We start from the raw sequence: 14,109 nt of genomic DNA, 5'->3' as shown, positions 1-14,109 counted from the left end.
GCGAGGCTCAGCGGCCGATCCGCCGCGCCAATTTCGCCGCCTGCCGGGCACGCTTGGCGGCCTGACGGTTGGTTCTGGCCTGCTGTGGCTTCGGCGAGGCCCCCGGCTTGCCCCGCGACATGCGGTTGATGCCCTTGTTGATGCCCCAGTTCATCATGCGGCGCATGAACAGACGGGTGAACATGTTGATGAAGCCGTTCATCCTGTGACCTCACTCATCTTCGAACAGATCGTCGGCGGGAATGCCGCGGTCGATATTGTCATCCTCGGTGGCCGGCGCAAGAGGGGTGGCGATCCCCTCGCGCGGCGGCCGCGAATCCAGCAGCCCTGCCGCGCGCAACTCGGACAATCCGGGAAGATCGCGGGCCGATTCCAGGCCGAAATGGTCCAGAAATGTCTCGGTCACGACAAAGGTCGCCGGCCTGCCCGGTGTCATGCGGCGGCGGCCGACACGGACCCATTCCATCTCGATCAGCTGGTCCAGCGTGCCGCGGCTGACCGCGACGCCGCGAATTTCCTCGATCTCGGCGCGGGTGACCGGCTGGTGATAGGCGATGATCGCCAATGTCTCGACGGCAGCGCGGGACAATCGGCGCTGCTCGACCGTTTCGGTCTGCATCAGGAAGGACAGATCGGGGGCGGTGCGGAAGGCATAGCCGTCGCCGATTCGTTCCAGCGCCACGCCGCGGCCCTGATAGCGGCGGCGCAGGGCCGACACGGCCTCGGCCGGATCGCAGCCGCGCGGCAGGCGGGCGGCCAGGTCGCGAACGGTGATGGGACCGGCGGCGGCGAAAAGGATGGCTTCGACCATTCGTTCCTGCTGGTCCGGCGGCGGCGGCGGAAACTGGGGCCGGGCTTCGGCCTCGGCGTCGTCTTGCGGGGTCGGATCGGTCACGTCAGGAGCGGTCGGCTGAAGGGTTGCGGCGGAAGCTGATGGGCGCGAAGGTCCCGGCCTGGCGGATCTCCAGCTTGCCCTGCCGGGCCAGTTCCAGCGAGGCGGCAAAGGTGGCGGCGGTGGCCGAGCGGCGGCGCCTGCCGTCACCGTCCCAGCCATCGGGCAGGAAATCCGACAGGTCGGTCCAGTCGCCGGCAAAGCCGATCAGCCCGCGCATCCGGTCCAGCGCCTGTTCCATGGTGAATGTGTCGTGGCGCTCGAAGGCATAGGGGCGGAATTCCTCTTTCGTCTTCAGGCGGGCATAGGCGCGCATCAGGTCGATCAGCCCGGCCTGCCATTCGGTGCGCCGCTTGCGGGCAATGGTTTCGGGCGCGCCGCGCGCAAAGCGGCTGATGCCCAGCCGATCGCGGCCCATCAGGCGGGCTGCCGCCTCGCGCATGGCTTGCAGCCGTTCCAGCTGGAAGGCCAGATGGGCGGCCATGTCCTCGGCCGAGGGGCCCTCGGCCTCGGGGTCGGGCGGCAACAGCAGGCGCGATTTCAGGAAGGCCAGCCAAGCTGCCATGACCAGATAATCGGCGGCCAGCTCGATTCGCAGGGCGCGGGCCTTTTCCACGAAGGCCAGGTATTGTTCGGCCAGGTGCAGGACCGAGATCTTCATCAGATCGACCTTCTGGGTCCGCGCCAGGGTCAGCAGCAGGTCCAGAGGGCCTTCATAGCCGTCCACGTCGATGATCAGCGCCTCGTCCGCCCGGCGCTGCGCCACGCTGTCGAAATCATCCTCCGGCGGGCTGTCGGGCACCGGCTTCAGATAGGGAACGTCTGTCGAGGATCTGGCCAAGGGAATTCCCGTTTGCTGCGACGGGCAGACTCGGCCCAAGCCCTGCGCGAGTCAAGCGCGGCGGGCGCGCAAGGGGTATTTGTGCAACGAAGAAATCAGGCGGTCAGCGCGCGCCATTCGGCGAGCAGCGCGGCACGGTCCAGATTCCGGGGCGCACGGCGCCGGGCAAGTGCTGCATCGGCACGGCGGCGGGCGAGGGGCGTCATCGGCCCCGCGGCGGCGACCACCGGTTCCATCTGGGCCACATCGCGGTTGCAATGCAGAACCAGATCGCATCCGGCGGCGATCGAGGCCGCGGCACGGTCGGATTCGGACCCGGCGAGGGCGTTCATGGTGATATCGTCGCTCATCAGCAGGCCGTCGAAGCCGATCCGGTCGCGGATCAGCGCGATGATCCGGGCCGAGGCGGTGGCGGGGGCGTCGTCCAGGTCGGCAAAGCGGATATGGGCGGTCATGCCCATCGGCAGATCGTTGAGCGCCCTGAACGGCGCGAAATCCGTTGCGTCGAGTTCGGCCAGTGGCGCGGTGACCACGGGCAGGTCGCTGTGGCTGTCGGCGGCAGCCCTGCCATGTCCGGGCATGTGTTTCACAACCGGCAGCACTCCGGCAGCCAGCAGGCCATCGGCGGCAGCGCGGCCCAGTTCGGCGACGGTTTGCGGATCGGTTCCGAGACAGCGGTTGCGCAGGAAGGGATGAGTGTCGGGCTGCGCCACATCCAGCGTCGGCGCGCAATCCGAATCGATGCCGCAATCGCGCAATTCGCGCCCGATCAGGTAGTGTCGCAGCCACATGGCGCGCGGCCCGGCCGGGGCCTGATCCAGCGGTGCGGGCCATTCCATCCAATGCGGCGCCCGCAGGCGCTGGACGCGGCCGCCTTCCTGATCGACGGTGATCACCGCGTCGCGGCCCACGGCCTCGCGCAGATCACCGGTCAGGCGGCGCAGCTGGTCAGGGTCGTCCACGTTGCGGCCGAACAGGATGAAGCCCCACGGATCGGCTTGGCGGAAAAAGGACCGCTCGCCCGTCGTGAGGCTGGTCCCGGCGATGCCGCCGAGGATCGTCGCGTTCGGCGCCATCAGCGCGACAGCGCGATGCAGTCCGTGCCGCCCGATTTGACCGCCGAACAGAATTGGCGCGCATCGCTGATCGAGGAAAAGCCTGCCACGCGCAACCGCCAGAAGGTGCGGCCGTTCGAATCGTATTTCTGGATCACCTGCCCCTTGTCCGAGAACAGCGAGCCGAACTTGCCCGAAAGGCGGTTCCATTCGCCGTTGGCGATGGCATTGCTGTCAAAGGCGCCAAGCTGGACCAGCGGGCCGCTGCCGGTATCGACGGCCGGCTTCGCGGTCGGCTCGGCCGGGCGGCGGGCCGGGGCCGCCGGCGCCGCGTCGGTTGCCATCGTGCCGGCCGAGGCCAGACGGGTGATGCGCGGGCGCGGAGCCGGACGGGGCGAGGCCACAATGGCGCCAAGATTGGCCGCGGCCTGCGCCTGCGCCAGAGCCGCGTTGATCGCATCGGTCTGCGCGGGGACGCCGTTCTCGTCGGTCAGCGCCTCGTTGACCGATCCCTCGATCACGGGCGCGTCGATGACCGAGGAATCCTCGACCGAATCGCTGGCCACGGCAAGGCGGTTCGCTTCGGCCGCCGCCTGTTCCTCGGCCAGAGCGCGGGCCTCGCTGTCAGACATCGGCGTGATTTCCTCGCCATCGAAGCTGAGCGGCGCGTCGGGCGTATTGGCGGGATCGCGCGCCTCGGCGCCAAGCGTGCCCATCGCGACATCCTCGTCGGTCAGGCCCACCGCGGCGGGCGCGATCGCGACCGTATCGGTTCGCGCGGGTTCGGCCCCCTCGGTCACGCCATTGACCGAATAGCCGGTGTAAGAGGTCAGCTTGCCGCCCGGATCCTCGGGCGTGGTGCGGGCATCGCCCGCGATGGCCTTGATGACCGGCACGCCCGAAACATCGCGCGACACCAGTTGCCAGCCCCAGACCATCAGCCCGACCATCAGCCCGACCGAGGCCACGGCGCCCAGATAATGGGTCAGCCGGGTCAACCGAACCGAAATGCCTTCCGACCCGTCGGGATCGGCCGCGAATCGGCTGTCGCCGGATACGGCATCGCCGGCGCCGTCCCAGTTGTCCTGATCGTAAGAGAATTCGCGCCGCACCTTGTGCCGCGAGAACACGTAACCGCCTTCGCGGAAATCCATTACTGCCATAGCCTGCCTGTCTGCCGGTTGATCCGACTTGCCTCGACTGCTCGTCCACTTCGGCCGGGGCGCCTTTGGTCAGCGCATTTCCTCGACCGGAGTGACGCCAAGGATACCCAGACCGGCGGAAATGACAACGCCAACCGCCCGGACCAGCGCGATTTTTGCCTGGCTCGTGGCCGAATCGCCATCCTGGACAAAGCGCAGCGACTGATCGTCATTGCCCCGGTTCCACAGCGAATGCAGGTCGGACGCGATCTCGTAGAGGAAAAACGCGATCCGATGCGGCTCGTGCGCGCGGGCGGCATGTTCGACAAGGCGTGGCCATTCGGCAACTTTCCGGGCCAGGTCAAGTTCTGATTGATGGGCCAGTTTCGACAGATCGGCGTCCGCAAGGGCCGAATCCGAGACGTCGATGCCAACCTCTGTCGCGCGGCGCAGGACCGAACTGACCCGCGCGCTGGCATACTGGACATACCAGACCGGGTTGTCCCGGGATTGTTCCAGCACCCTGGCAAAGTCGAAATCCAGCGCCGCGTCGTTCTTGCGCGTCAGCATGATGAAACGGGTCACATCCGAACCTGCCTCTTCGACGACATCGCGCAGGGTGACGAAGGTGCCCGCCCGCTTGGACATCTTGAAGGGCTCGCCGTTCCGGAACAGCTTGACCAGCTGGATCAGCTTGATGTCCAGCGGCACGCGGCCGTTCGACAATGCCTTCACCGCGGCGTTCATCCGCTTGACATAGCCGCCGTGATCGGCGCCGAACACGTCGATCAACTGATCGAAGCCCCGGTCGATCTTGTCCCAGTGATAGGCGATGTCGGGGGCGAAATAGGTCCAGGCGCCATCCGATTTCTGGATCGGCCGATCCACGTCGTCGCCATGGGCGGTCGATCTGAAAAGCAGTTGTTCGCGCGCCTCCCAATCCTCGGGCAGTCGGCCCTTGGGCGGCTCCAGCACGCCGCGATAGATCAGGCCCAAGCTGTCCAGGCGCTTGATCGCCGCCTCGATCCTGCCGCTGCCGTAAAGCGCCTTTTCGCTGGAATAGATGTCCATCCGGACGCCCAGCAGGGCCAGATCCTGGCGGATCATCCCCATCATCGCCTCGGTCGCGAAATCGCGCACCTCGGCCAGCCATTCCTCCTCGGGGCGCTCCAGCAGGCTGTCGCCGTATCTGTCCTTCAGCGCCTCGCCAACCGCAATCAGGTAATCGCCGGGATACAACCCTTCGCGGATTTCCGGTTCCAGCCCATTGGCCTCGCGGTAACGCTCATAGGCCGAGCGGGCCAGCACATCGACCTGCGCGCCGCCGTCGTTGATGTAATATTCGCGTGTCACCTCGTGGCCGGAAAAGGCCAGCAGATTGGCCAGCGCGTCGCCAAAGACCGCGCCGCGGACATGGCCCACATGCATCGGGCCGGTCGGGTTGGCGCTGACGAATTCGACATTGACCTTGTGGCCCGCGCCGATGCCGGAACGGCCGAAATCGCGGCCCGCGCGGATTGCCGTCCTGACCACACCCTGCCAGACCGAGGGCGCGAGGCGCAGGTTCAGAAAGCCCGGTCCCGCCACCTCGGCGCCTGCGATGCGGGGATCGGTCAGCCGGGCGGCCAGTTTTTCGGCGATCTCGCGCGGCTTCATGCCGGCGGGCTTGGCCAGCACCATCGCGGCATTGGTCGCCATGTCGCCATGGGCCGGATCGCGCGGCGGCTCGACCGTGACATTGGCGGTGTCGAGACCGGCAGGCACTTCGCCCGCCCCGGCCATCTGGTCCAGCGCCTCGATGACGATACCGCGAAGATCGGTGAAAAGGTTCATGATCGGCTTCCTGACATTCAGCCTGCCGGTTATCGCCTGCGGATATGGAAGGTCAACAGCGGTGGCCGAAGCGCGCCAGGAAGCAGGGGCATCTGTCGGCGATCCCGGCATCGGAAACGCGCCCACCGGTCCCGGTCAGGGGGCGATGCGCGGCCGGACGACACCCGCCGCGCCGGGATTGCGGTCGGGGGATCCGCGACCGGGACGGGAATGCCCGCCCGGTCGGATCGTCAGTCCTGCGAATCCCGATCCTTTCGGTCTTTCGGCCGTTCCTCGTCCTCCAGCGCCGCATCCGGATCGGGCTGGCTGCTGTGATCCTCATCGCTGTCCGGATCGGCGACCTTGCCCTGGGTCTCGATCAGTTCGGAATCATCTTGCATATCCTCGCGCAGCTCTTCGGCCTCCTGCCCCGATTCGCCGCCCTTGACGCTGCCATTGCCCTGACCGCGCTTGACGGCCTCGGCCTCGTCGCGGGCGATCCGGCGGGCCTTTTCCTGCGGTTTGGCCTGCGCCTCGTTCTCGCGCGCGATCTGGTCGGCGATGTCGGGCGGCAGAAGCGACACGATCCGCACCCCCGCCTTGTCCACGACATCGCTGTCGGGATCGGTGACGAACCACAGCTTGCCGTCCTGCACGACCGCCAGCGGGATCGCGCCCTCGCGCACCGCACGCCAGTCGTCCAGCCGGTATTCCTCGGTCAGGCGCGTGGTGCGGAAAATCCAGCCCTCGGCCAGAAGTTCCAGATACTCGGCCAGCGTGCGGTTGCCGTCGATGGTCTGCCCGCCCAGTTGCGAGGGCAGCGCATGCCGGGCGCGATCTTCCTTGTGGCGGGCAAGCTGCCAGATCGCCTCGCGACCGAATTCCGGTGCGAGATCGGTGGCGACCAGCGTGTTGTAGGCGTCGTTGTCGGATGCCGAGAGGATCCCCGAATAGGTGATGAACTCGACGTTGCTTTCCGCCGCCTCGCCCAGAATGTCGCCATAGAAGGTGGGAATGTTCTGGGCCCGCGCGGTGCGCAGATGATCGCGGTTGGTGTCGGTGATCAGCACGTTCACCTCGGCCTTTTCCAGCGCCTTTGCCAGGCCCGTCGCGAACAGCGAGCCGCCGACGATCATCAGGCCCGGCTTCTCGCCCGAGGTCAGACCCAGCCGCCGCGCCAGCGGCGCAAGGGTGAAGCCGTGCAGCACGACCGTCACCAGCACCAGCACGAAGGCCAGCGGCGCGATCTGCGCGCCGTCGTCGATCCCCGCCGATACCAGATTCTCGCCGAAGATGCCCGAGACGGCGACCAGCACCACCCCGCGCGGCCCGGTCAGGGCGATCAGAAACCGTTCGGGCAGGGTCAGGTTCGATCCGATCAGCGAGATCAGGACCGTCAGCGGCCGCGCCACCAGCACCACCAGCGCGACGAAGATGCCCGCGCGCAGCCAGTTCAGTTGCGCCAGCGTGTCGAATTCCACACCCGCCGCAAGAAGGATGAACACCCCCGAAACCAGCAGGATCGTCGCATGTTCCTTGAAGCGGTGCAGTTCGTGATAGCTGGGCAGATCGGCATTCGCGACGACCAGCCCCATGACCGTCACCGCCAGCAGCCCGCTTTCCTGCAACAGCGTGTCCGATACCGCGAAGATCGCCAGCACGGCGACGAAAAGCAGCGGAACCTTCATGTATTCGGGCACCCAGCCGCGCCGGAAGGCCTGCACCAGCATGTAGCCCGCCACGGCCCCGATCAGCGCCGCGAAGCCGACGCCCAGAACCAGTTGTCCGATGGCCTCGCCGGCGGTGACACCGGTGCGATAGACCAGCACGATTTCCAGCGCGATGACGCCGACAAGGGCGCCGATCGGGTCGTTGACGATGCCTTCCCATTGCAGGACCTGCGCCGGCCGCGAGGTCAGCCTGGCCTGTCGCAGCAGGGGCGCGATGACCGTGGGTCCGGTGACGATCATGACCCCGCCGAAGACGATGGCCGATTCCCAGCCCAGCCCGGCGCCGAAAACCAGCGCAAGCGACGACAGGATCCAGCCCAGCGGCGCCCCGATATAGACCAGCCGCCTGACGCCCGGCCGGGCATCGGCCAGCTTTTTCAGGCTCAGCGTCAGGCCCCCCTCGAACAGGATCACGGCAACGGCCAGCGCGATCATCGGCTTGATCAGATCGCCGATATCGCGGGCCGGCACGAAAATTCCCGTGACCGGGCCCAGCAGCAACCCGGCGGCCAGCATCAGCACGATCGCGGGCAGGCGGAACCGCCATGCCAGCCATTGCGCGCCCACCCCCGCGATACCGACCACGGCGAAGGCCTGGATCGGGCTCAGCCCGCCGGTCACGTCCATCTCCATTCCTGTCCCTCGTTCTGTGCGCCGGTGTCCCGCGTCCAAGCGTCTGCCGGCCGAAAGGTTCCCTGTCGACTGCCATTGTGGCAGGTTTTCGGCCGGAAAGATTGACCTTCCTGCCCGGTTGGTTTAGGCGAGGCGGGTCCGCATCCGGCGGAACGACCGAAGGGGCGTGCGGAACTGCGTCCCATGACAGCCGACTGATGCGCCATTCGGGCGCACGGCATGGAACGCGGCGCGCGATTGGCGCGGCCAATGGAAAGCCCCCGCATGACGAAATTCTCCGATCTGAAAATCGACCCCAAGGTTCTGAAGGCCATCGAAGAGGCCGGCTACGAGAACCCGACACCCATCCAGGAAGGGGCCATTCCGCCCGCGCTGGAAGGCCGCGACGTTCTGGGCATCGCCCAGACCGGCACCGGCAAGACTGCCAGCTTCACCCTGCCGATGATCACGCTGCTGGGTCGTGGTCGGGCCCGCGCGCGGATGCCGCGGTCGTTGGTCTTGTGCCCGACGCGCGAACTGGCCGCGCAGGTGGCCGAAAATTTCGATACCTATGCCAAGCACACCAAGCTGACCAAGGCCTTGCTGATCGGCGGCGTCAGCTTTGCCGAACAGGACAAGCTGATCGATCGCGGCGTCGATGTGCTGATCGCCACGCCGGGCCGCCTGCTGGACCATCACGAACGCGGCAAGCTGCTGTTGACCGGCGTGCAGATCATGGTCGTGGACGAGGCCGACCGGATGCTGGACATGGGCTTCATCCCCGATATCGAACGCATCTTCCAACTGACCCCCTTCACCCGCCAGACGCTGTTCTTCAGCGCCACGATGGCGCCCGAGATCGAACGGATCACCAACACCTTCCTGCACGCCCCCGAACGGATCGAGGTTGCCCGCCAGGCCACCGCCAGCGAAACCATCACCCAGAAGCTGATCCAGTTCACGCCCACCCGCAAGGATCAGGCCGCCAAGCAGAAGCGCGAATTGCTGCGCGCCCTGATCGATGCCGAGGGTCTCGCGACCGAAACCGGCGGGCTGAAGAACGCGATCATCTTCTGCAACCGCAAGACCGATGTGGACATCGTCGCCAAGTCGCTGGCCAAATACGGCTATGATGCCGCCCCGATCCACGGCGATCTGGAACAGAGCCACCGCACCCGGACCCTGGACAGTTTCCGCGACGGCAGCCTGAAACTGCTGGTCGCCTCGGACGTGGCGGCACGCGGGCTGGACATTCCGGCGGTCAGCCATGTGTTCAATTTCGATCTGCCCAGCCATGCCGAGGATTATATCCATCGCATCGGCCGCACCGGCCGGGCGGGCCGTCAGGGCACCGCCATCAGCCTCGCCACGCCCTCGGACGAGAAATATCTTTCGGCCATCGAAAGCCTGGTAAAGCAAAGCCTGCCGCGCGCCGAGGCGCCAACGGGATTTTCGCTGACGGACGCGGCGCCATCCTCGTCTCGCAGGGATGGCGACGACCGCGGTCGCGGGGGGCGCGGCCGAAGCCGCAGCCGTCGCGGCGGCGAGGATCGCCCGCGCGAGGACAGCCCGCGCGTCGATCAACCCGAGAAGACGCGCGCGCCAGAGGCCGAAACCGCACCGCAGCAGCCCGAACGCCGCGAACAATCCGGCCAGCAGGACCGGCGCGACGACCGGCGCGGAGGACGCAGGGGCCGCGGCGAGGATCGCGGCCAGCCGGTGCAGGGCATGGGCGATCACGTTCCGGACTTCATGCTGGTGCCGATCCGGTCGGCGCTGGACAGCGCCACCCGTGACGAGCCCCCGGCAACCAGCGACGACGATGCCGGGAAACCGCAGGAACAGCCCCGGCCAAAGCGCAGCCGGCGCCGCAAATCCTCGACCGCCGAGGCCGAGACGGCGACCGGGCCCGCGTCGCCCGAGCAGCCGGAGGAATCGGCGCCGCCGACGGAGGCCATGGTCGAAACGCCGGCCGAGACACCCGCGGCGGCCGAAGCCCCCGCCGAGGCACAGGCAGAAACGCCGGACGACAAGCCGAGGAAAACCCGTCGCAAGGCTGCGGCCGCCAAGTCCGAGACCGCCGAGGCGGCGGCGGACGCGCCAAAACCGCGCCGCAGCCGCGCCAAGACCGCAAAGAAGGACAGCGCGGCCGAGGACGATACCGGCGCCGCGGACAGCGACTCGGCCGCGAAACCGGCGCGCAGCCGCCGCAAGAAGGCCGACCCTGCCGCAGAGGCCGAGGCCGAGCCGGCCAAGCCCGGGGCCGAGGAGACGCCCATGCCCAAGCCCAGGCGGCCCCGCCGCAAGAAGGCCGATGCCCCCGCAACCGGGGACAATGCCGACGCTGACGCCTGAGCCTCGACGATGCGCGACCGCCTGACCCCGCCGCGCCTGCGCTCTGGCCGGCGACCGCCGCTGCGCCAGCTTCTGCCCGATCTGGCGCTTGGCATGATCGCGTCGCTGGGCCTTGCGCCCTTCGATGTCTGGGGGCTGGCTCCGGTGGCCTTCGCGATCCTGATCTGGCGCGCCTGCCGCGCCAACCCGCAGGCCGCGTTCTGGCATCTGCTGGCGGCGGGGCTGGGCTGGTTCGGCCTGGGCATGAGCTGGATCGTCGAGCCTTTCCTGGTCGAACCCGAGATCTATGGCTGGATGGCGCCTTTCGCGCTGATCCTGATGGCGCTTGGCGGCGCCCTGTTCTGGGCCATTCCCGGCTGGCTGGCCGCACTTGCCGCACCCGGCTGGCGCAGCCGCAGCCTGACCATCGCGGCGGCGCTGGTTCTGTCGGACTGGCTGCGCGGCTGGCTTTTCACCGGCCTGCCCTGGAACCTGGTCGGGCATACCTGGATCTCGACCCCGATTGCGCAGATCGCCTCGAGCACGGGCGCCATCGGGCTGTCGGCGATAACGATGGCGCTTGCCGTCCTGCCCGCAGCGCTGTGGCGACCCTTCGAACGCCGCGCGACCGGTTTCCTGCCGGGCATCGGGCTGGCAATCCTTGCAACCGGCGGGCTTTGGGCTCTGGGCCTGAACCGGCTGTCGCGCCCCCTGCCGCCCGATACCGATTTCACCATCCGGATCGTCCAGCCCGATGCCGAACAAAAGCTGAAATGGGACCCGGAATGGTCCGCGGTCTTTTTCCGCCGCCTGCTGGATCTGTCGGCCGAGCCGGGCCCCCGCGATCTTGTGATCTGGCCCGAGACGGCGGTGAATTTCCTGCTGAACGATGCCGAGGGCGTGCTGCCGGTCCTGGCCGGGTCAGCGGGTGCCCCATTGGTCACCGGCATCCAGCGGCGAGAGGGCGGCCGCTATTTCAACAGTCTCGTCGCGCTGGACGCGCAGGGCAGACCCGAAGCGGTCTACGACAAGTTCCACCTGGTGCCCTTTGGCGAATACATTCCCTGGGGCGATGCGCTGGCACGGTTCGGCATCTCGGCCTTTGCAGCGCAATCGGGACGCGGCTATTCGTCCGGCTCCGGCCCGGCCTCGATGCAGGCCGGCAAGCTGCCGCCCTTTCAGCCCCTGATCTGCTACGAGGCGATCTTTCCCCAGCATCTTCGCGGTCTGGACAATCGTCCGGCATGGTTGTTGCAGGCCACGAATGACGGCTGGTTCGGCCGCTTCCTGGGTCCGTATCAGCATCTTGCCCAGGCCCGCCTGCGCAGCATCGAATCCGGATTGCCGATGATGCGCGCGGCCAATACCGGCGTCAGCGCCGTGATCGATGCCCGCGGCGCGGTTCGCCAGTCCCTTGGCCTTGGCGTCGCCGGCAAGATCGACGCCAAGCTGCCCGGCGCGCTGCCGCCGACCGTCTGGATCAGGTGGGGCTCGATGCCGGTGGTGGTGCTGGTGGCGCTGGTGCTGCTGATGGCGGCCGCCGCGCCCCGGCTGTTCCGTCGCAAGGGGGGCGCCGCCCCCCGTCGCTGACGCGTCCCCCCCCGGAGGTATCTGGAAAGAGGGCGAGGGACCGGCGCGGCGTGATCCGCCTCAGTCGCGGAAATACCGGCTGTCCTTGACCTGATCCCAGGCCCAGACGACCTCGGCCAGACGATCCTCGTCCGAGCGGTCACCGCCATTCATGTCCGGATGCAGATCCTTGACCAGCGACTTGTACTGGCGGCGAATTTCGGTCCGTGACCAGCCGTCGCGGGCTTCAAGGATTTCCAGCGCCTTGCGTTCGGCCGGCGGCAGTTTGCGGGCCGCGACCCGGGCGCGGGCCTCGGGCGCGGTGCCGTTGGCACCCAGGATCTCGTGCGGGTCGCTGACGCCGTGGCGAGCCCATTTCTGTTCCTCGGCGGCGCGGCCGAAGGGTTTCGTCGGCCTTTCCCAGACCGTCGCATTGTCGATGAACTGCTGGAATTCCTCTTCCGACTGGCCCTGGAAATAGTTCCAGTTGGCGTTGTATTCCCGCACATGTTCCTTGCAGAACCAGAAATAATCATCAAGGTTGCGCGGGTTCTTGGGCGCCCGGTATTGCCCCGCCTCGTCACATCCTTCCCGTTCGCAGATGCGGGTCGAGGTTTCGAAGGCGCCCGACATGCCGCGGCGTCCCTTGTTCTTGCGCTTCTTGTCCTTCGCGGCCGAAATGTCGAATCCGAAGGGGTCTTTGCTGCTCATTCTCGGGCACCTTTGCGACTCGGAGGCGGCAGTTTAGGCTATTTCGGGCGACATGAAAGGTCTTGACGAAAGGATGTGCGGATGATCGCGGACGAGATGCGCAACAGGCTGGAAGCTCTGCGCCCCGAACGGCTGGAGATCGTGGACGACAGCGAATCCCATCGCGGACATGCGGGTTTTCGCGAGGGCGGCGAGAGTCATTTTCACATCCGAATGACCGCGGCCGCCTTTGCCGGGCTGAGCCGGATCGAGCGGCACCGGCTTGTTCACCGCACGCTGGGCGATATCGTGCCGCGGATCCACGCCCTGTCGCTGGATCTGGCCGAGGCCTGAGCGCTGTTAGCGCCGTCAAGGCTTGCCCGCCCGGCGAGCGCCGCGTAGAAGCCCAGCGACGAGGCAGGTGACGAGGAACCGATCATGAATGCGCCCGGGGATTTCAACGACCGCATGCTGTCCCTGGGATTGGCCCGCGTCAGTGAGGCGGCGGCCCATGCCTCGGCCCTGCTGATCGGGCGCGGCGACGAAAAGGCCGCTGATCAGGCCGCCGTCAATGCCATGCGCGATCAGCTGAACATGCTGGACATCAGGGGCGTGGTCGTCATCGGCGAGGGCGAGCGCGACGAGGCGCCGATGCTGTATATCGGCGAAGAGGTCGGCACCGGTCAGGGGCCGCAGGTGGATATCGCGCTGGACCCGCTGGAGGGCACGACGCTGACCGCCAAGGACATGCCGAACGCGCTGACGGTGATCGCGATGGCGCCGCGTGGAACCCTGCTTCATGCGCCTGACGTCTACATGGACAAGCTGGCCATCGGGCCGGGCTATGACAAGGATGTGGTCAGCCTCCGGATGAGCCCGGCCGAACGGGTTCGGGCGCTGGCCCGTGCGCGGGCCTGCCGCGACAGCGACATCACCGTCTGCATCCTCGAGCGTCCGCGCCACGAGGAAATGATCGCCGAGGTTCGCGAGACGGGCGCCGCGATCCGGCTGATCACCGATGGCGACGTGGCGGGGGTCATCCACACCGCCGAGGCCGAATTGACCGGGATCGACATGTATATGGGCTCCGGCGGCGCCCCCGAGGGGGTTCTGGCCGCATCGGCGCTGAAATGCATGGGCGGACAGATGTGGGGTCGGCTGCTGTTTCGCAACGAGGACGAGCGCGGCCGCGCACGCAAGGCCGGGATCAGCGATTTCGACCGCATCTATACCCGCGACGATCTGGTGACGGCGGACGTGATCTTCGCCGCGACCGGGGTGACGAACGGCTCGATCGTGCGCGGCGTTCACACCCGGCCCGGCTATATCGAGACCGAGACGATCCTGATGCGGTCCAAGACCGGCTCGGTCAGGCGGATGCTGTATCGCAACCCGGTAAGGTAGGCCGCGCCGCCCGGCCCCGGGCCCGCCT

12 protein-coding genes are annotated in these 14,109 nt (G+C 67.4%); 4 read left to right on the top strand and 8 right to left on the bottom strand.

The features are described 5' to 3' along the window. Positions 1–7: 7 nt before the first annotated feature. The 7 genes from AC13CR_RS05005 to AC13CR_RS04975 form a co-directional block, all read right to left on the bottom strand. Positions 8–202, bottom strand: coding sequence for a hypothetical protein (locus AC13CR_RS05005; RefSeq protein ID WP_482900763.1), 195 nt, complete (start codon positions 200–202; stop codon positions 8–10). A gap of 9 nt (positions 203–211) precedes the next feature. Next, positions 212–895, bottom strand: a complete 684-nt coding sequence (gene scpB, locus AC13CR_RS05000; RefSeq protein WP_446233010.1) for an SMC-Scp complex subunit ScpB — start codon at positions 893–895, stop codon at positions 212–214. A 1-nt stretch (position 896) separates the two neighbouring features. Further along, the gene (locus AC13CR_RS04995; RefSeq protein ID WP_292957971.1) at positions 897–1,694 is read right to left on the bottom strand and encodes a segregation and condensation protein A; all 798 of its coding nucleotides are present in this window, start codon (positions 1,692–1,694) and stop codon (positions 897–899) included. A gap of 134 nt (positions 1,695–1,828) precedes the next feature. Then, positions 1,829–2,809: a beta-N-acetylhexosaminidase gene (nagZ, locus tag AC13CR_RS04990; protein WP_292957860.1), complete on the bottom strand. Its 981-nt coding sequence runs from the start codon at positions 2,807–2,809 to the stop codon at positions 1,829–1,831. Further along, entirely contained in the window at positions 2,809–3,951 is a 1,143-nt protein-coding gene (locus AC13CR_RS04985) for an SPOR domain-containing protein (protein ID WP_292957863.1), read from the bottom strand. The genes nagZ and AC13CR_RS04985 overlap by 1 nt, the downstream gene beginning before the upstream one ends. 69 nt (positions 3,952–4,020) lie before the next feature. Further along, a complete protein-coding gene (gene argS, locus AC13CR_RS04980) occupies positions 4,021–5,763 on the bottom strand; it encodes an arginine--tRNA ligase (protein ID WP_292957866.1) in 1,743 nt (580 codons plus the stop codon). A 230-nt stretch (positions 5,764–5,993) separates the two neighbouring features. Next, positions 5,994–8,105: a cation:proton antiporter gene (locus tag AC13CR_RS04975; RefSeq protein WP_292957869.1), complete on the bottom strand. Its 2,112-nt coding sequence runs from the start codon at positions 8,103–8,105 to the stop codon at positions 5,994–5,996. 264 nt (positions 8,106–8,369) lie between these two features. Between AC13CR_RS04975 and AC13CR_RS04970 the strand changes: the two genes are divergently transcribed. Together AC13CR_RS04970 and lnt are read left to right on the top strand one after the other, a co-directional pair. Next, positions 8,370–10,439 carry a DEAD/DEAH box helicase gene (locus AC13CR_RS04970; protein WP_414692178.1) on the top strand — a complete coding sequence of 690 codons (2,070 nt, stop codon included), beginning with the start codon at positions 8,370–8,372 and terminating at the stop codon, positions 10,437–10,439. 9 nt (positions 10,440–10,448) lie between these two features. Further along, positions 10,449–12,008 (top strand): apolipoprotein N-acyltransferase, encoded by a 1,560-nt coding sequence (gene lnt, locus AC13CR_RS04965; RefSeq protein ID WP_292957871.1) that lies wholly within the window; start codon positions 10,449–10,451, stop codon positions 12,006–12,008. Positions 12,009–12,068: 60 nt separating this feature from the next. Here the strand turns inward: lnt and AC13CR_RS04960 are convergent, their stop codons facing one another. Next, complete coding sequence (locus AC13CR_RS04960) at positions 12,069–12,698, bottom strand: J domain-containing protein (protein WP_292957873.1); 630 nt, start codon at positions 12,696–12,698, stop codon at positions 12,069–12,071. 81 nt (positions 12,699–12,779) lie between these two features. Here AC13CR_RS04960 and AC13CR_RS04955 point away from each other — a divergent pair, with 81 nt between their 5' ends. Continuing rightward, entirely contained in the window at positions 12,780–13,031 is a 252-nt protein-coding gene (locus tag AC13CR_RS04955) for a BolA family protein (protein ID WP_292957876.1), read from the top strand. An 84-nt stretch (positions 13,032–13,115) separates the two neighbouring features. Then, the gene (gene glpX / locus AC13CR_RS04950; protein ID WP_292957880.1) at positions 13,116–14,081 is read left to right on the top strand and encodes a class II fructose-bisphosphatase; all 966 of its coding nucleotides are present in this window, start codon (positions 13,116–13,118) and stop codon (positions 14,079–14,081) included. Positions 14,082–14,109: the final 28 nt, after the last annotated feature.

The sequence above is a fragment of the Paracoccus sp. L-17 genome (assembly GCF_056857655.1).
This window is presented reverse-complemented; position numbering and strand designations above follow the sequence as displayed.

Bases quoted from the DNA above. Each gene is read 5' to 3' on its own strand.
- AC13CR_RS05005 (WP_482900763.1), bottom strand. From the start codon at position 202: ATGAACGGCTTCATCAACATGTTCACCCGTCTGTTCATGCGCCGCATG.
- nagZ (WP_292957860.1), bottom strand. From the start codon at position 2,809: ATGGCGCCGAACGCGACGATCCTCGGCGGCATCGCCGGGACCAGCCTC.
- AC13CR_RS04985 (WP_292957863.1), bottom strand. From the start codon at position 3,951: ATGGCAGTAATGGATTTCCGCGAAGGCGGTTACGTGTTCTCGCGGCAC.
- argS (WP_292957866.1), bottom strand. From the start codon at position 5,763: ATGAACCTTTTCACCGATCTTCGCGGTATCGTCATCGAGGCGCTGGAC.
- AC13CR_RS04975 (WP_292957869.1), bottom strand. From the start codon at position 8,105: ATGGAGATGGACGTGACCGGCGGGCTGAGCCCGATCCAGGCCTTCGCC.
- AC13CR_RS04970 (WP_414692178.1), top strand. From the start codon at position 8,370: ATGACGAAATTCTCCGATCTGAAAATCGACCCCAAGGTTCTGAAGGCC.
- lnt (WP_292957871.1), top strand. From the start codon at position 10,449: ATGCGCGACCGCCTGACCCCGCCGCGCCTGCGCTCTGGCCGGCGACCG.
- AC13CR_RS04960 (WP_292957873.1), bottom strand. From the start codon at position 12,698: ATGAGCAGCAAAGACCCCTTCGGATTCGACATTTCGGCCGCGAAGGAC.
- AC13CR_RS04955 (WP_292957876.1), top strand. From the start codon at position 12,780: ATGATCGCGGACGAGATGCGCAACAGGCTGGAAGCTCTGCGCCCCGAA.
- glpX (WP_292957880.1), top strand. From the start codon at position 13,116: ATGAATGCGCCCGGGGATTTCAACGACCGCATGCTGTCCCTGGGATTG.